Origin of the sequence: Eleftheria terrae (genome assembly GCF_030419005.1) — a bacterium.
GTDB classification, from domain to species: domain Bacteria; phylum Pseudomonadota; class Gammaproteobacteria; order Burkholderiales; family Burkholderiaceae_C; genus Caldimonas; species Caldimonas terrae.
Genome location: NZ_CP106951.1, coordinates 4,173,911 through 4,189,468, shown reverse-complemented (window position 1 = coordinate 4,189,468; position 15,558 = coordinate 4,173,911). Strand labels below are relative to the sequence as shown.

The window sequence follows — 15,558 nt, the reverse complement described above, 5'->3', positions numbered from 1 at the left end:
TGTGTGGCGCCGGCGTGTCAGCGCCGCGGCGGCAGCCGGCCGAAGGCGAACCAGGCCACCACGCCGGTGAACACCGCCACCAGCCCCAGCACCCACCAGAAGCCGTGCGGGTGGCTGGCCAGCGGCACCCCGCCCACGTTCATGCCCAGCAGGCCGGCGATCAGGTTGATGGGCAGGGCCAGCACGGTGACCATGGTCAGCATGAAGAGGCTGCGGTTGTTCTCGTCGGCCACCCGGGCGGCCGACTCCTCCTGCAGCAGCTTGACCCGCTCCTGCAGCGCGCCGATGTCGCGCAGCACCACCGCGAATTCCTCGCTGGCGTGGCGCAGCTGCTGCACGTCCTCGGCCGACACCCAGGCCGGCGGGTTGCCGAGCAGGCGCAGCAGGGCGCCCGGTTCCGGCGCCAGCAGCCGCTGCAGGCGCACCATCAGGCGGCGCAGCCGCGACAGCTCGCCGCCGTGGCGGCCGGCATGGCCGGCCAGCAGCGCATCCTCGATGTCGTCCACCCGCTCGGTGGCGCTGCGCCCGATGCGCTGCAGCTCGTCGGCCTGGTCGCGCAGCAGGTGGTCGAGCAGCGCCACCGGGCTGGCCAGCGGCTCGCCACGCTTGACGGCCGCGCGCAAGCGGTCCACCGCCCGCAGCGGATGCAGCCGGGCCGTCACGACGAAGTGGCCGCCCAGGCTCATCCACAGCGTGGCAACGTCGCTCGCCTCGAAGGAAAAGTCGAAGGTCACGTCGTTCAGCACCGCAAACAGCTGGGCGCCGTCGCGCTCGATGCGGGTCGAGCGCGAGCCGGCCTGCACCGCCTCGAAGAACCCGTCCTGCAGGCCCGCCTGCGAGCGCAGCCAGGCCAGCGCACCGGCATGCGCCAGGTTGACATGCAGCCACACGAAATGCCCCGGCGGCATGCCGGCTGGCGCCTCGCGCTCCAGCCAGGGCGGCGCCTCGGCAGAGCCGATCGGGCGGCCCGGCTGGCCGGGCTCGAACAGGTAGCCGCAGACGAGGCCGTGCTCGTCGCAGCCATAGGAGGCATTCGGTGTGTGCATGGCAGGAGGCGCGGCACGCCGCCGCGTGGACGGCGGCAGCACAGTGGTGGCGTGCCGCATGGTAGTGCGCCGGCGCGACCGCCGCAGCCGGCAGCCGCCGGCCTGCGCGCAGCAGCCGCTCAGCGGCTGGCGTCCCCTTCGGGCGCGCACAGCTCCGCGCCGCAGACATTGCCGCCCATGTTCACGCCGCCGTCGACATCCCCGTTCTGGTTGGAGCGGAAGGAGTTCTGCGCATAGCCACCGTCGCCCACGATGCGCAGCCCCACGTCGACGTTGGTCGTGATGACGTTGCCGATCACCGTGCCGCCATTGGCTGCGGTGACGCCGGTGTGGTTCATGTAGACGGTCGAATGCACCATGGACGAGCGGTTCAGGCCCACCCCCATCAGGTTGGAGCTGGCGATGCTGTCCTTCACGATGCCGCTGGTGACGACGAAGCCGGCCCGGTTGTGCCGCGCCCTGACGCTCTCCACCGTGCAGCCCTTGCAGTTGATGCCGTCGCCGCCCATGCCGTGGATGGCGCCGTTGCGCACCGCCAGCCCGCGCACCAGGCCGGTGGTGATGCCGGTGCCGGAACGGTGGGTGCAGCTGAAGCCCTCGGCGCCGCTGTCGCAGGCATTCGGGCCGGTGATGGAGAAGCCGCTGAGGTCGATGGTGACATCGTCGGCCAGCACCTCGATCGCGTCGGTGTCGGCCGGCACCTCGATGTTCTCGATCAGGCGGTAGCTGCCCGGCTGGCAGATCGTGATGGGGAAGCCGGGCGTGTCACGGCAGCCGTTGTCCCCAGGGGGCAGGCCGCCGGCGGCGGCCAGCCGCTGGTCGAGCGGAACCCCGCCCATGCCGGGCTGCACCACCGCGCAACCGCCCGCCAGGCAGGCGGCGGCCAGAATGCCGAGTCGCCAGGTCCGCACGCTCATGAGCCGATCTCCCAGAAGAAGGCTGCACGAACGGGCAAACGCCGTTCCAAGCCGGGCCGGCGCGGCCGCCGCCGCCGGTGCCGGGGGCGGGCGGCCGGGTGCGGCCGGCCGGCCAGCAGTTTTTGCCGCCCGGCGCCGGCAGCTTTGGGCGCTGCGGGGCGGCTACAGGGGCCGCACTGGCACGCACAGCATGCAGTTGAAGGCACCGGTGTCGGGGTCCACCACGAAGTCGGTCCCATAGATCTCGAAGCAGGGCCGGTCGTCGCACTGGTAGCCGCTGCCGGGCAGCCATTCGCCGAGCACCCGGTTCCAGGCCTCGTGGATGGTCTCGGCGGTGCCGACGAAGGGCGCGCAGGCATAGCGCCCGCCGGCCAGCACCTGCACGCCGACCTCCCCGCTCGGCCGGAAGCCCGCATCCACTTCCACGCAGGCGTCGTAGCGGCACTTCTCCGGCGCGGTGACGCGCGGGTTGTCGTGGCCGATGCCGTACATGGTGCGGCGCGGCTGCATCAGGCCCTGGCTGTCGCACCAGGCGGCGAAGCGCTGCCAGGTTTGCGGAATGCCGCTGCTGCCATAGGGCCCCACATACCGCATGTAGGCCACCCGGGTGTCGGGCAGCTGCTTGAGTTCGACCTTCATCTTCTGTTCTCCTGGATCAGTTAGCTGGCCGGTAGGCCAGAGGACAGGATGCTCGCGGAAAGCGTCGGCGATGACTTGATGCAGCTTGCGTTCGGCTTGATGAATCTTGCTCAGCTCCAGCTGCCGCTCGGCCGCCCAGTCGCGCCAGCCACCGCGCCGCCAGGCGCTGGGTGTCATGCCGAAATGGGCCCGGAAGGCCCGCGTGAACACCTCCGGCGACGCGAAGCCCACATCCAGCGCCACCGCCACCGCGGTGGCCGGCGGCTGCTTCAGCAGCCGGCTGGCCGCCACCTCCAGCCGGCGGCGGCGCACCCGCTCGGCCACCGTCTCGCCGGTCAGCGCACGGAAGACGCGGTGGAAATGCCAGGGCGAGAAGTTGGCCACGCCGGCCAGCGCATCGAGGTCCAGCACCTCGGCCAGGTGGGCGTCGATGTGGTCGAAGACGCGGTTGATGCGGTTCATGTAGGCGCTGCGTGAGGCCGTCTCGCGCTGGGCAGAATGTTCACTCATGAGAGAAGTATCGCCAAGCCGCGCGCCCCCGGGCCGGGCACGGCGGCACGGCTCCCGCACTTCAGGGGCGGCCGCCAGCCCGGCGGCAGCCGCCCGTGGCATCAGCAGCCCGGCCGGGGCGAGGAACAGGAGCGATGAGCCCGAGCAAAGGAAACGGTGGCCTGGTGTATTCCACCGAAGGCGGCCGCATGTGCCCGCAATGCCGCCGACCGGTGGCCGACTGCCGCTGTGGCCAACCGGCCGCCGTGCCCCGCACCGACGGCATCGTGCGCATCTCGCGCGAGACCAAGGGCCGTGGTGGCAAGTGCGTGACGGTGGTCAAGGGCGTGCCGCTCGCCGCCGCCGAACTGCAGGAGCTGGGCAAGCAGCTGAAGGCCGCCTGCGGATCGGGCGGCACCGTCAAGGACGGCGTGATCGAGATCCAGGGCGACCATGCCGACCGCGCGATGGAGGCGCTGAAGGCGCGTGGCTACACCGTCAAGCGCGCTGGCGGCTGAGAGCGCCCCGCGGCGGCCGGAAGCCCGCGTGCGATCTTCGCGCAAGCCAGGAACACCAAGACACCAGTGCCGACGGGGCTTTGTGCTAGCGTGGGTCGGTGGTGCGCACCGGGCCTGCGGCCGATCGGCCGCAGGCAGGCGTCGCGCCATTCCCCCCTCCAAAGAGGTCGGCCACAAGCCGTCATCCTCACGTCACAAAGCCAATTGATGGGAGCTTCCACATGCCATTCCGTGCGACGTCTGCCGTTGCCTTGCTGACCCTCGCCTTCGCCACCGCTGCAGGCGCCGCCACCCACCCGCTGAGCACCATCGCCGAGCGCTCCGGCTTCCAGAAGACCGGCCGCTACGACGAGGTGCTCACCCTGTGTGGTGGCTTCCAGAAGCTGTATCCCCGGTATGTGCGCTGCATCGAGTTCGGCCGCACGCCGGAAGGCCGGCCGATGGTGGCACTGGTCGTCACCCGCACCGGCGCCTTCACGCCGGAGGCCGCGCGGCGCCAGAACCTGCCGGTGCTGCTGGTGCAGGGCGGCATCCATGCCGGCGAGATCGACGGCAAGGACGCCGGCTTCCTGGTGCTGCGTGAAGCGCTGGAGGGCCAGGCCGCCCCGGGCGCGCTCGACAAGCAGGTGCTGGTCTTCGTGCCGGTCTTCAACATCGACGGCCACGAGCGCTTCGGCAAGTGGAACCGCCCCAACCAGCGCGGCCCGGAGGAAATGGGCTGGCGCACGACGGCGCAGAACTACAACCTGAACCGCGACTACGCCAAGGCCGACTCGCCCGAGATGCAGGCCATGCTGCGGCTGGTCAACGAGTGGGACCCGCTGGCCTACATCGACCTGCACGTCACCGACGGCGCCAAGTTCGAGCATGACATCGCCATCCAGGTCGAGCCGGTGTTCGCCGGCGACGATGCGCTGCGCCGCGTCGGCCGCAGCTTCCGTGACGGCGTCATCAAGGACCTGGCGGCCCAGGGTTCGCTGCCGCTGTCCTTCTACCCGACCTTCAATGTCGAGGACGACCCCACCTCCGGTGTCACCGACGTCCCGTCGACGCCGCGTTACTCGACCGGCTACTTCCTGCTGCGCAACCGCTTCGGCATGCTGGTGGAAACCCACTCCTGGAAGGACTACCCGACCCGCGTGCGGATCACCCGCAACACCGTGGTCTCGGTGTTGCAGCACATTGCCACCCACGGCAAGGAATGGGCGCGCATCGCCAACGATGCCGATGCCCGCGCCGCCCGCCTGGCCGGCCGCACCGTGCCGCTGGACTACGAGGCCTCGGAGAAGACCCGTGACGTCGACTTCCGCGGCTATGCCTACACCCGCACCCTGTCCGAGGTGTCCGGCACGCTGATGACCCGCTACGACGAGAGCCGCCCGCAGATCTGGAAGATCAAGCTGGCCGACGACGTGCGACCCAAGGTCAGCGTGGCCGCACCCGCGGCGGGCTACCTGGTACCTGCCGCCCATGCCGCCTGGGTGGCGCAGAAGCTGCAGCAGCACGGCATCGACTTCCGCGAAGTGCGCCAGCCGCTCAACCAGGCGCAGGTCGAGACCTTCCGCGCCACCAAGACCGCCTTCAGCGAGGCCTCCAACGAAGGCCACCACCGCCTGGCACTGGAAGGCGACTGGAAGCCCGAGGCGCGTGACATCGGCGCCGGTGCGCTGTTCGTGCCCATCGCCCAGCCCAAGGCCCGGCTGTTGATGGCGCTGCTCGAGCCCAAGGCGCCCGACGCGCTGGTGGCCTGGGGCGAGTTCAACACCGCGTTCGAGCCGAAGGAATACATGGAGCCCTACGTGGCCGAGGAAGTCGCCCGCGAGCAGCTGGCGGCCGACCCGGCGCTGGCCGCGGAGTTCAAGAAGAAGCTGGCCGAGGACCCGGCCTTCGCCAAGGACCCGGCCGCCCGGCTCGAGTTCTTCTACCGCCGCCATTCGTCCTGGGATGAGCGCCTGAACCTCTACCCGGTGATGCGCACCTCGGTGGTTCCGCGCTGAGCCCCGCGGGCGGCACGGCCGCCCGCCTCTCGACGGCCCGCACCCCGGCCACGGCGTGCGGGCCGTGCCATCTGCAGGGCGGCCGGGCGCGCACGCGGCAGCGCTGCGAAGCAAGCAGGAAGCCCCGCCGGCGTCAACCTATCCGGTGTTGTGCCAGCCCCCTTGTTGAGAGGGGTGCAAGCGAGTGCTTCCTCCCCCATGCTTCCGTGCGCCGCCTGGCCCGGCCAGCGACCGGCACCCCCCATCCCGGCATCCACATTCATGGAGGAAAGCAATGGCGATCATGGACGGAACCGACGCGGACGACGACCTGCTGGACAGCAGCAACGACGCCTCGTCCTCGCTCAACGGCAACTGGTCGCGCGGCGAGGACCGCATGGCAGGCGGCACCGGCGACGACACGTACTTCGTCAACTCGGCCGGCGACCAGGTCATCGAGAAGGCCGGCGAAGGCAATGACACGGTGGTGTCCCGCCTGGCCGGCATCACGCTCGCCGAGCATGTCGAGGCCCTCAGGCTGGACGGCCAGCCCACCGAACGCATCGAGTTCCCGGACGGCTCGGTCGACTACCGGCCGGCCGCCCTCGACGGCATCGGCAACCGGCTCGACAACACGATGTACGGCAACACCAACGACAACACCCTGTGGGGCATGGACGGTAACGACACCCTGTTCGGCGGCGACGGCAACGACGTGCTCCTCGGCGGCAACGGTGACGACTTCCTGATGGGCGGCTTCGACGGCGACATGTACGGCGAGAACGACACGCTGGTCGGCGGCAATGGCCATGACCGCCTGTTCGGCCGCAACGGCGACGACGTGCTGCTGGGCGGCGACGGCAACGACCGCCTGGACGGCGGCGGCGGCAACGATCGCCTCGAAGGCGGCCGCGGCAACGACCTCTACCTGGTCGACGGCATGAACGACACGGTGGTCGAGAGCGGCTGGCTGGGCGGCAACGACACGGTGGTCTCGATCCACAGCTACACCCTCGGCCGCAACGTCGAGAACCTCAAGCTGTCGGAAGAGCACCTGGTGGCGGCCGACGCTACCGGCAACGAGCTGGACAACATCATCACCGGCAACCAGCGCATCAACAAGCTCTCGGGCCTGGGCGGCAACGACACGCTGCTCGCCAATGGCGGCAGCGACACGCTGGACGGTGGCGACGGCGACGACACCTTGATCGGCCAGTACGGCCGCTCGACGCTGATCGGCGGCCAGGGCCAGGACCGCTTCGTGTTCACCTCCGCCGGCGCCCCCGACGCCGACACCATCGTCGACTTCTCGCATGCCGACGACGCCTTCGTGCTGCTCGATGCGCTGGACGCCCGGCTGCCGGGTGGCGTCATCAAGGGCATCCAGGGGCTCACCTTCGAGGACGGCACCGCGGAAGGCCATGCCCTGCTCGACCGCTGGTTCTTCAAGGGTGACGGGCAGACCGGTGCCGCAGCCGGGCAGCTGAGCGGCATCTATGTGAACACGGTGGACGGGCAGGTCTGGTACAACCCGACCAGCGCCGAAGGCGGCGACGCCTTGCTGCTGGGCCAGGTCTCGCTCGCCGCCGCAGCGACCCTGGACGCCAGCGACTTCCTCTACGGCGCCTGATGACAGCCCGGGCGGCGCCAGCCGCCCGATGGCGCCGCTGCGACAGCGCCGCACACCGGCATGTCGTTTGCCAACCGCTCATGGCACCTACCTCGCCGCCCCATTCGTGCGGCGGGGACCTCCTTTGTCCACCGGCCTCGTGCAGGCCAGGAGCCCACACCATGAGCAACGACGACGTCATCGACCTGTTGAACGACCTGATCGAAAACTGCAAGGACGGCGAATATGGCTTCAATGCCTGCGCCGAGCATGCCAAGTCACCGCAGCTGCAGACCTTCTTCTCCACCCGCGCACAAGACTGCCGCCGCGGCGCGGAGGAACTGCAGGCCCAGGTGACGGCCCTGGGCGGCAAGCCCGAGACGCACGGCACGGCGGCCGGCGCCGTCCACCGCGGCTGGGTCGCCACCCGCAGCGCCCTGACCGGCTACGACGACCACGCCATGCTCGAGGAATGCGAGCGTGGCGAGGATGTGGCGCTCAAGAAGTACCGCGCTGCACTGGCCCGCGACCTGCCGCTGAACATTCGCAGCCTGGTCGAGCGGCAGATGCAGGGCACCCAGCGCAATCACGACGAAGTGAAGGTGCTGCGCGACCGGCTGCCGAAGAACGCCTGACGCCCGCCGCACCGGCGGCGTCTCAGAGATAGCTGCCGTGCGGCGCTTCCTGCCACCAGTTGTCGTGGCGGCCGTCCATGGTCTTCACCGGCACGGCCGCCAGGTCGGCCGGCGACACCTCATCCAGGCAGGCGACGTTGACCGAGACATAGGGCCCGCCGATCTCGGCGATGTCGCCCCGGCCGAAAGGCCGCACGCCGCACTGGCGGCAGAACAGATGGTGCGCGCTGTGCGAGCCAAAGTGGTAGTCGCCCAGCTCGGCCTCGCCGGCGAGCAGCCGGAAATCGTCCGGCCGGGTGATCGCCCCCCACCAGCGCGCCTTGCTGCAGAAGGAACAATTGCAGCGGCCGGTGCCGGCAGACAGGTCGAGATCGACTTCGAAACGGACAGCGCCGCAGTGGCAGCTGCCTTGGTAGGTCTTCTTCATGGCGGTCCTCCTTGGGGGTGGAGTCCTCAATGTAGAAGCGGCTGCTGACAGGAGATGTCAGGAGAGAGGACCGCACCCGCGGCGACGTCACGGCCTCACCGCCACACGCGCATGCCCTCCCTGCACGCGCCCAGTCGCCCATCCACCCCTGCCATCCTGCACGGCATCGCGCCTGCACCTGCACTTGCCCTGCCCTGCCCCCCGCCTCCTGCCCCCGCCTCTTGCCCCCCGCCTCCTGCACCTTGCACCTTGCACCTTGCACCTTGCACCTTGCACCTTGCACCTTGCACCTTGCACCTTGCACCTTGCACCTTGCACCTTGCACCTTGCACCTTGCACCTTGCACCTTGCACCTTGCACCCTGCACCCTGCACCCTGCACCCTGCACCCTGCACCCTGCACTCTGTACCCTGCACCTCTGCACTCTGTACCCTGCACCTCTGCACCGGACGCCCCCAGCTCGTGCCGCCATGCGGTGCTCCGGCGCCCTCGCTGCCGCACCGCGCGCGACGGCGGCTCACCGGCCACCGAGCCGCGCCAGCAACACCCGCCACGCTTAGGCAGCCGGGCCGCCATGGCGAGATCGGCCCGAGACCGCGCCGGCAGCACTGGCGTACCGCTGGTAACCTGCGGGGCACACGGCTTGCGCCGGCCCGCGGAAGGCGGCGCGCCGGCGCTGCCGGCGACGGCCGCGGGCCAGGAGAAGCACCGATGAAGTGGGAAGGACAACGGGAAAGCAGCAATGTCGAGGACCGTCGCGGCGACGCTGGGGGTGGGGGCGGCTTCGGGTTCGGCGGCCGCTCGATCGGCATCGGCAGCATCGTCATCGCGCTGGTGGGGGGTTGGGTGCTGGGCGTCAACCCGCTCACCCTGCTGAACCTGCTCAGCGGCGGCAGTGGCGGACCGGTGGCACAGCAGCCGCGCGAGCCGGCCGGACCGCCGCCGGCCGACGACCGCTCGGCGCGCTTTGTCTCCACGGTCCTGGCCAGCACCGAGGACGTCTGGACCGAGCTACTGCAGGCCCAGGGCGGCCGCTACCTGCCGGCCCGGCTGACCCTGTTCCGCGGCGCCACACCCACCGCCTGCGGCCGCGGCCAGGCCGCGATGGGCCCCTTCTACTGCCCGGCGGACCAGCACGTCTACATCGACCTCGGCTTCTTCGACACGCTGGAGCGCCGGCTCGGTGCGCCGGGCGACTTTGCCCAGGCCTATGTCATCGCCCACGAGGTCGGCCACCATGTGCAGCACCTGCTGGGCATCACCGAACAGGTGGAGCGCGCCCGTGCCGGCGGCTCCCAGGCACGGGCGAACGCCGCCTCGGTGCGGCTGGAGTTGCAGGCCGACTGCCTGGCCGGCCTGTGGGCCCACCACTCGCAGCAGGCCAAGGGCTGGCTGGAGCAGGGCGATGTGGAGGAAGCCCTGAACGCCGCCGCCCAGATCGGCGACGACACGCTGCAACGGCGCTCGCAAGGCACCGTGGTGCCGGAGAGCTTCACCCACGGCAGCAGCGAGCAGCGCGCCTACTGGTTCAAGCGCGGCCTGCAGAGCGGCTCGCTGCAGCAGTGCGACACCTTCGCACAGCGCGAGCCGTGACGCGCCGGGCCTGACAGCGCGAGCCGCGCAGGAGCGCCCCGCAAGCGCGCGGCCAGCAGCAGGGGCTCAGAAGCAGGGACTGGGGCGCACTGGCCGGGAAGCACTGCCGTGCAAGCAGGGCCACGGCAGCCCGCCGCCTGGCCGCGCTGCCGCCACCCGGCCTCAGGCGCTGGCCGCCGTCGGCGGCGTCACGCCACGCGCCTGCAGGGTGGGCGTGGCCTCCCCCACCTCGCCCAGGACGAGCCGGCTGAGCGCCACCCGCCCGGCGCTCAGCAGCAGCGCCGCGCGCGCGGTGCTGTCCTCCGGCCTTCGCCGCAGACCGGTGAGATGGATTTCCAGGTCGGCGCTGATCGGGCCGGTCCGGCCCGGCAGGCCGAGCAGGTCGAACACGGCCTCGCTGGCGAAGGCCTCGGCCACGCGGGCCACCAGCTGCCGGCCCAGTGCACCGGCCGACAGTTCAATGCGGTTCTTGCGCTGAGCCCGCCCGGCCAGCAGCAGGTGGTGCCGCGCGGTGCCGAGGGCGCCGTCGCCCACCTGCAGCTCCCCGCTCAGGCGGGTGCGGTCGAGCGCTGCCTCGTGGCGCCCCACCGGCTTGCCGAGCGGCTGCCGCTGCGGGTCGTCGAGCAGGGCCTGCAGCAGCGCCCGCAGGTCCAGGCCACCGCGGTCGCTGACATGTGCGCCCCGCGTCTCGAAGCGGGCGCCGGGCACGCTCCCGGCCGTGAACACGTAGAGGAAGATGCGGCCGACATTCGGCGCGTCCACATACAGCCCGCCCTGGCTCAGGCCCATCGACGAATTCGGGCCGACATGCTCGACCACCACCCGGTTGAAATCCAGCTGCCCCTCGCTCACCGGCACGCTGACGTCCGCATCGACCACCCACGCCGCGTCGGTGACGAAGGCGCGCAGCGAGCCGTCCATGCCGCCCAGGGCATCCAGCCGCCAGGGGCCGGCGAGTGCGCCGACCTGGCCGGGCTCGGCCGGCACGGACAGCTTGAGGCCTTGCAACTGCACTTCGTCCGCCCGCAGGCCGAGCAGCTCCAGCGGCTCGCCCGGCCGCAGCGGCGCCAGCCGTACGACCGCGCCTTTCAGGCTGGCCAGGGTGATGTCGAGGGCCGCGCTGCCGAGCCGCAGGCGCAGGTTGCGCAGCGCCAGCCGGTCCAGACAGGCCCGCAGCGTGCCGTCCGATTCGGCATTCAGCGCCAGGCCGGCGGCCTCGAAGCCATTGGGTTGCCGCGGGTCCGCGGCGGCGATGCGCAGGCCGCGGTAGCAGCCGGGGGTCAGGGTGATGCTCACCGGGCCACTTTGCCACGGTCCCCGCCGAACCTGGCGCGCCGGGCGGACTCGTCCCCCCTGGCGGCCGGGTCACTCCGGTGGGCCGGAAGGCGCCCGGGATTGCACATTTTCAAGGCAGACTGATGACGACCCACTGCCACAGCGGCTCGGCGCCATCCGGCTACAGCTTTTCCACAGCTCCATCCACACGATGTGGGGACTTCTGCAGGCAGGCATTTCTGCCCCGTGTACAACTGACTTGCTGTGGAAAATCAAGGCCCGCCATCCCGCATAAATGCTGAGTGCGGCGCCACGATGGCGGCCGATGTCCCCCGCGATTCCATCGCTTTCCCACAAAGTTATCCACACGAAGGAGCCCGGCCATTTTTGGCGGCGCGTGCCGGTATCCGACGGGCGAGGGATGCGGTCGAGCCGACCTCGGCACTGGAGTTTTGCCAGGGGGCGAAATGCGGAAACACCGGCACCGGGTCCGCCGGAGCGGGCATGCCACGCGGATCAAAAAGGCGCGTGCGCAGCCCGCCCTGTCAAGTGGACAACTTTGTGGACAAGCCTTGTATGGCCGGAGGAAATCGACCCCGGTGCAGTCCGGCAAGCCAGGCCACAGGCGGCCCGTTTCTCCTGCGGGATTACTGCGGGCAGCCATGCCGATTTATTTCGGCACCGGTATCCACAGCGAATGTGGATGGCCCTGTGGAAAAGCTGTAGCCGGATGGCGCCCGGCCGCCGTGGGCGTGGCCTGTCATCAGGCTGCCTTCATTTGATGCAGTGGCGCTGGGCGCGGCGCATCAGGGCGCCGGGGTGGGCGCAGGCGCGGGCAGGGCCCGGTACATCACGTCGGTGCGCAGCACGTATTTGATGCCGCCGGCCACATCCGAACCCTGGTGGCTGACGCGATGGGGAAATACCAATGCGCGGCCCAGGCGCGGCTGGGCGCGATCCCAGCGGAAGCGCGTTTCGCCGCCCTGGAAATCGTCATTCAGGTAGACCATGAAGGTCAGGAAGCTTTCTTCCTGGTCGGAGCGGCGAAAGGTGCCGTCCTGGTGCCATTTGAAGTACTGGCCGTGGCCGTAACGGTAGAGCCGCAGCCGCTCGTTGAAACCGCACACGCTCCAGCCGTCGATCTCGGCCGGCAGCCAGGGCCGGGCTTTCTCGAACAGCCGGGCGGCCAGTGCCGCGTCATCGAGCAGGATGCGGTCGTTGTTGCGTGCTTCCCTGAGGATGCGGGCCTCCTCACCGCTGCCGATGGCGGCGGCACTGAAACCCAGGCGCTCGCCCAGCTCGATATAAGCCCGGCACTCGTCCTCGCTGAGAAAACCGTCGATGGTGTAGACGCCAGCGCCCAGTGATGTGATTTCCATGAATTCTCCCTCGGTTCTTTTTTGTCGCCGGGGTACTCTACTATTGCGCCGGTGCGGCCGCGGCGACAGGCGGCCCGCCCCTCCTCCACCGGCCTGCATTCCCATCATGTTTTACGGCATCACCGACATCGTCACCTTTGTCCTCGGCTGCATCGTGATCGTGCTGCTGCCCGGGCCTAATTCACTGTATGTGATGTCGGTCGCCTCGCGCTGGGGGGTGGCTGCAGGTTATCGCGGTGCCTTCGGCGTGTTTGTCGGCGACCTGGTGCTGATGCTGCTGTCGGCCACCGGCGCCGCCTCCCTGCTGCGCGCCACGCCGGCCTTGTTTCTCGCCATCAAGTATGCCGGCGCCGCCTATTTGCTGTGGATGGGCGTGGGCCTGCTGCGCGGCGCGCTGGCCCGCTATCGCCAGCGTGATGCCGACCCTGCCGCCGACGCCCCGCCCGCCGCCGACGGTGCGCGGCCCTTCCGCACGGCCCTGCTGATCAGCCTGATGAACCCGAAGGCCATCCTGTTCTTCGTGTCCTTCTTCATCCAGTTCGTCGACCCCGGTTATGCGCATCCGGCCCTGTCGTTCTTCATTCTGGGCAGCATCGTGCAGACCTGCTGCCTGCTGTACCTGTCGGTGCTGATCCTGGCCGGGGCACGGCTGGCGCAGCAGTTCCGCCGCCATCGCCGGCTGTCGGCGGCCGGTACCGGCGGCGTGGGTGGCCTCTTCATCGGTTTCGCCGCCAAGCTGCTGAACGCGAGCCTGGGGTAGCGGCGGCCGGCCGGGCCGGGGGCGACCGGGCGGCCGATAGACGGTCCTAAAGCTGCCGCCCCGCTGGCCGATATACCGGGGAAAGCCGGCTGGCCGGCATCCCACGGTCCCCCTGCCACCACGCCGCCCTTGCCGGGCGGCGCGATCCCTCATGAACACAGCGTGGCTCGTCCCCCACTACGACCCGCTCACGGTCCTGCTGTCCGTGGGCATGGCGATCTATGCCGCCTACGTCGCGCTCGACCTGACCCGCCGCGTGCGCGACAGCGACCGCACACTCGCTCGCGCCTGGCTGCTGGGCGGCTCGCTCGCCATGGGCACCGGCATCTGGTCGATGCACTTCGTCGGCATGATGGCCATGCGCCTGCCGATGCAGCTGGGCTACACGCCGGGCCTCACCGCCCTGTCGTGGCTGGCGGCGGTGGCGGTGTCGGGCACCGCGCTCGCGCTCGCCACCGTGCGCCACTGCAGCTGGCGCACGGTGGCCGGCGGCGCCCTGTGCATGGGCGCCGGCATCAGCGCCATGCACTACATCGGCATGGCGGCCCTCGTGATGCAGCCGGAGGTGGTCTGGGACCTGGCCTGGGTGGCGGTGTCGGTGGTGATTGCGGTGGCCGCCTCGGCCACCGCACTGATGATCTTCCGCATCGGCATGGGCAGCGGCGAGCGGCGCGTGCTGCGCCAGCTGGGCGCCGCGGTGGTGATGGGTCTGGCCATTGCCGGCATGCACTACGCCGGGATGGTGGCAGCCCAGGTGCCGGCCGGCGCGCTGTGCCTGAGCGCCGGCTCGCTCTCAGGCAACACGCTGGGCAGCGTGATCGCGGGCGGCTCCCTGCTCATCCTGACGATGACGCTGCTGACCTCCCTGGTCGACGCCCACCTGCAGCAGCGCACCCAGCGCCTGGCCGGCTCCCTGCGCAAGGCCGAGCAACGGCTGCAGCATGTGGCGCTGTTCGATCCGCTGACGCAGCTGGCCAGCCGGCTGGCCTTCGAGGACCGGCTGACCCACGCCATGACGCTGTGCGAACGCCGTGGCGAACGGGCGGCCGTGTTTTTCATCAACCTCGACGGCTTCAAGCCCATCAACGATTCCTGGGGCCGCCGCGCCGGGGACAGCGTGCTGGTCGAGATGGCGGCGCGGCTGCGCCAAGTCGCAGCGGCCTCCGACACCGCGGCCCGCCTGGCCGGCGACGAATTCCTGCTGCTGCACGAGCAGGCCGGCGACAGCGCCGTGCTGGCGCAGTTCGCGCAGCGGCTGCTGGAAGCCTTCACCGAGCCGGTGACGGTCGGCCAGCATGCGATGCAGCTGTCCTGCTCCATCGGCATCTCCGTCTATCCGGGCGACGGCGCGGGCGACAAGCTGGTCGGCAACGCCGAGGCGGCCATGAACGCCGCCAAGCGCGCCGGCGGCGGCAGCTACCGCTTTTTCGAAGCCAGCATGGACGCCGGCGTGCGTGAGCTGGTGGAACTGCAGCAGGAGCTGCGTCGCGGCCTGGCCGGCCAGGAGTTCGAGCTGTACTACCAGCCCAAGCTGCACGGCAGCAGCGGCCAGATCACCGGCGTGGAGGCGCTGGTGCGCTGGAACCATCCACGACGCGGCCTGCTCGCGCCCGGCGTGTTCATCCCGGTGGCCGAGCGTTTCGGCCTGATCGGCCTGCTGGGCCAATGGATCCTGGAGGAAGCCTGCCGCCAGCTGCAGGCCTGGGCGGCACAGGGCGTGATGATGCGGGTGGCCATCAACCTGTCCATGCACCAGTTGCGCCAGGACGACCTGGCCGAACGCATTGCGAGCGCCATCCAGCGGCACGGCCTGGACCCGTCGCTGCTGACGTTCGAGATCACCGAATCGGCGGCGATGGAAAACCCCGAGGCCACGCTGCGCACCTTCAAGCGCATTGCCGCGATCGGCGCCACCCTGTCCATCGATGACTTCGGCACCGGCTACTCCAGCCTGAGCCACCTGCGCCAGCTGCCGGCCAAGCAGTTGAAGATCGACCGCAGCTTCGTGAAGGACCTCGAGACCAGCGGCGACGCCCGCGCCATCGTCGACGCAGTGGTGCAGCTGGCCCACGCCATGGGCCTGCGGGTGGTGGCCGAAGGGGTCGAAACCGAAGGCCAGCACCACATCCTGCGCACCTTCGCCTGCGACGAGCTGCAAGGCTTCCTGTTCGCCCGCCCGATGCCGGCCGACAAGCTCACGCTGTGGATACTGGAAGACAGGCACTCCTCCCGCCCGCTCGAATTCCGGCCCTCCATCTACGGTGAACCGGCCCTGCTGCCGGTGGAACACTGAGC

13 protein-coding genes are annotated in these 15,558 nt (G+C 70.2%); 7 read left to right on the top strand and 6 right to left on the bottom strand.

Annotation, left to right across the window (positions count from 1 at the left end; all coding sequences use genetic code 11):
• Window positions 1-17: 17 nt before the first annotated feature.
• The 3 genes from N7L95_RS18700 to N7L95_RS18690 form a co-directional block, all read right to left on the bottom strand.
• Entirely contained in the window at window positions 18-1,046 is a 1,029-nt protein-coding gene (locus tag N7L95_RS18700) for a transporter (RefSeq protein WP_301256761.1), read from the bottom strand.
• Between the two features lie 119 nt (window positions 1,047-1,165).
• Complete coding sequence (locus tag N7L95_RS18695; protein ID WP_301256760.1) at window positions 1,166-1,963, bottom strand: hypothetical protein; 798 nt, start codon at window positions 1,961-1,963, stop codon at window positions 1,166-1,168.
• Between the two features lie 162 nt (window positions 1,964-2,125).
• Window positions 2,126-3,112 carry an AraC family transcriptional regulator gene (locus tag N7L95_RS18690; protein WP_301256759.1) on the bottom strand — a complete coding sequence of 329 codons (987 nt, stop codon included), beginning with the start codon at window positions 3,110-3,112 and terminating at the stop codon, window positions 2,126-2,128.
• 134 nt (window positions 3,113-3,246) lie between these two features.
• Here N7L95_RS18690 and N7L95_RS18685 point away from each other — a divergent pair, with 134 nt between their 5' ends.
• The 4 genes from N7L95_RS18685 to N7L95_RS18670 all read left to right on the top strand — a co-directional run bounded on the left by N7L95_RS18685 (window position 3,247) and on the right by N7L95_RS18670 (window position 7,829).
• Window positions 3,247-3,609, top strand: a complete 363-nt coding sequence (locus N7L95_RS18685; protein WP_301256758.1) for a translation initiation factor Sui1 — start codon at window positions 3,247-3,249, stop codon at window positions 3,607-3,609.
• A 221-nt stretch (window positions 3,610-3,830) separates the two neighbouring features.
• Window positions 3,831-5,606: a M14 family metallopeptidase gene (locus tag N7L95_RS18680; protein ID WP_301256757.1), complete on the top strand. Its 1,776-nt coding sequence runs from the start codon at window positions 3,831-3,833 to the stop codon at window positions 5,604-5,606.
• A gap of 283 nt (window positions 5,607-5,889) precedes the next feature.
• Entirely contained in the window at window positions 5,890-7,215 is a 1,326-nt protein-coding gene (locus N7L95_RS18675; protein ID WP_301256756.1) for a calcium-binding protein, read from the top strand.
• A 161-nt stretch (window positions 7,216-7,376) separates the two neighbouring features.
• Complete coding sequence (locus tag N7L95_RS18670; RefSeq protein ID WP_301256755.1) at window positions 7,377-7,829, top strand: ferritin-like domain-containing protein; 453 nt, start codon at window positions 7,377-7,379, stop codon at window positions 7,827-7,829.
• A 22-nt stretch (window positions 7,830-7,851) separates the two neighbouring features.
• Here the strand turns inward: N7L95_RS18670 and N7L95_RS18665 are convergent, their stop codons facing one another.
• Window positions 7,852-8,256, bottom strand: coding sequence for a GFA family protein (locus N7L95_RS18665; protein WP_301256754.1), 405 nt, complete (start codon window positions 8,254-8,256; stop codon window positions 7,852-7,854).
• A gap of 711 nt (window positions 8,257-8,967) precedes the next feature.
• On the opposite strand from N7L95_RS18665, the gene ypfJ reads away from it, so the two are divergent.
• The gene (gene ypfJ, locus N7L95_RS18660; protein WP_301256753.1) at window positions 8,968-9,849 is read left to right on the top strand and encodes a KPN_02809 family neutral zinc metallopeptidase; all 882 of its coding nucleotides are present in this window, start codon (window positions 8,968-8,970) and stop codon (window positions 9,847-9,849) included.
• Window positions 9,850-10,011: 162 nt separating this feature from the next.
• Here ypfJ and N7L95_RS18655 read toward each other — a convergent pair whose 3' ends face one another.
• Both N7L95_RS18655 and N7L95_RS18650 read right to left on the bottom strand, forming a co-directional pair.
• Window positions 10,012-11,145 carry a hypothetical protein gene (locus N7L95_RS18655; protein WP_301256752.1) on the bottom strand — a complete coding sequence of 378 codons (1,134 nt, stop codon included), beginning with the start codon at window positions 11,143-11,145 and terminating at the stop codon, window positions 10,012-10,014.
• Between the two features lie 785 nt (window positions 11,146-11,930).
• Window positions 11,931-12,503, bottom strand: coding sequence for a 2OG-Fe(II) oxygenase (locus N7L95_RS18650; protein WP_301256751.1), 573 nt, complete (start codon window positions 12,501-12,503; stop codon window positions 11,931-11,933).
• A gap of 106 nt (window positions 12,504-12,609) precedes the next feature.
• On the opposite strand from N7L95_RS18650, the gene leuE reads away from it, so the two are divergent.
• The gene (gene leuE, locus N7L95_RS18645; RefSeq protein WP_301256750.1) at window positions 12,610-13,263 is read left to right on the top strand and encodes a leucine efflux protein LeuE; all 654 of its coding nucleotides are present in this window, start codon (window positions 12,610-12,612) and stop codon (window positions 13,261-13,263) included.
• Between the two features lie 151 nt (window positions 13,264-13,414).
• Window positions 13,415-15,556 carry a putative bifunctional diguanylate cyclase/phosphodiesterase gene (locus N7L95_RS18640; protein WP_301256749.1) on the top strand — a complete coding sequence of 714 codons (2,142 nt, stop codon included), beginning with the start codon at window positions 13,415-13,417 and terminating at the stop codon, window positions 15,554-15,556.
• The last annotated feature ends 2 nt before the right edge of the window (window positions 15,557-15,558 follow it).

Bases quoted from the DNA above. Each gene is read 5' to 3' on its own strand.
- N7L95_RS18695 (WP_301256760.1), bottom strand. From the start codon at position 1,963: ATGAGCGTGCGGACCTGGCGACTCGGCATTCTGGCCGCCGCCTGCCTG.
- N7L95_RS18665 (WP_301256754.1), bottom strand. From the start codon at position 8,256: ATGAAGAAGACCTACCAAGGCAGCTGCCACTGCGGCGCTGTCCGTTTC.
- N7L95_RS18680 (WP_301256757.1), top strand. From the start codon at position 3,831: ATGCCATTCCGTGCGACGTCTGCCGTTGCCTTGCTGACCCTCGCCTTC.
- N7L95_RS18685 (WP_301256758.1), top strand. From the start codon at position 3,247: ATGAGCCCGAGCAAAGGAAACGGTGGCCTGGTGTATTCCACCGAAGGC.
- N7L95_RS18670 (WP_301256755.1), top strand. From the start codon at position 7,377: ATGAGCAACGACGACGTCATCGACCTGTTGAACGACCTGATCGAAAAC.
- ypfJ (WP_301256753.1), top strand. From the start codon at position 8,968: ATGAAGTGGGAAGGACAACGGGAAAGCAGCAATGTCGAGGACCGTCGC.
- leuE (WP_301256750.1), top strand. From the start codon at position 12,610: ATGTTTTACGGCATCACCGACATCGTCACCTTTGTCCTCGGCTGCATC.
- N7L95_RS18650 (WP_301256751.1), bottom strand. From the start codon at position 12,503: ATGGAAATCACATCACTGGGCGCTGGCGTCTACACCATCGACGGTTTT.
- N7L95_RS18690 (WP_301256759.1), bottom strand. From the start codon at position 3,112: ATGAGTGAACATTCTGCCCAGCGCGAGACGGCCTCACGCAGCGCCTAC.
- N7L95_RS18640 (WP_301256749.1), top strand. From the start codon at position 13,415: ATGAACACAGCGTGGCTCGTCCCCCACTACGACCCGCTCACGGTCCTG.
- N7L95_RS18675 (WP_301256756.1), top strand. From the start codon at position 5,890: ATGGACGGAACCGACGCGGACGACGACCTGCTGGACAGCAGCAACGAC.
- N7L95_RS18700 (WP_301256761.1), bottom strand. From the start codon at position 1,046: ATGCACACACCGAATGCCTCCTATGGCTGCGACGAGCACGGCCTCGTC.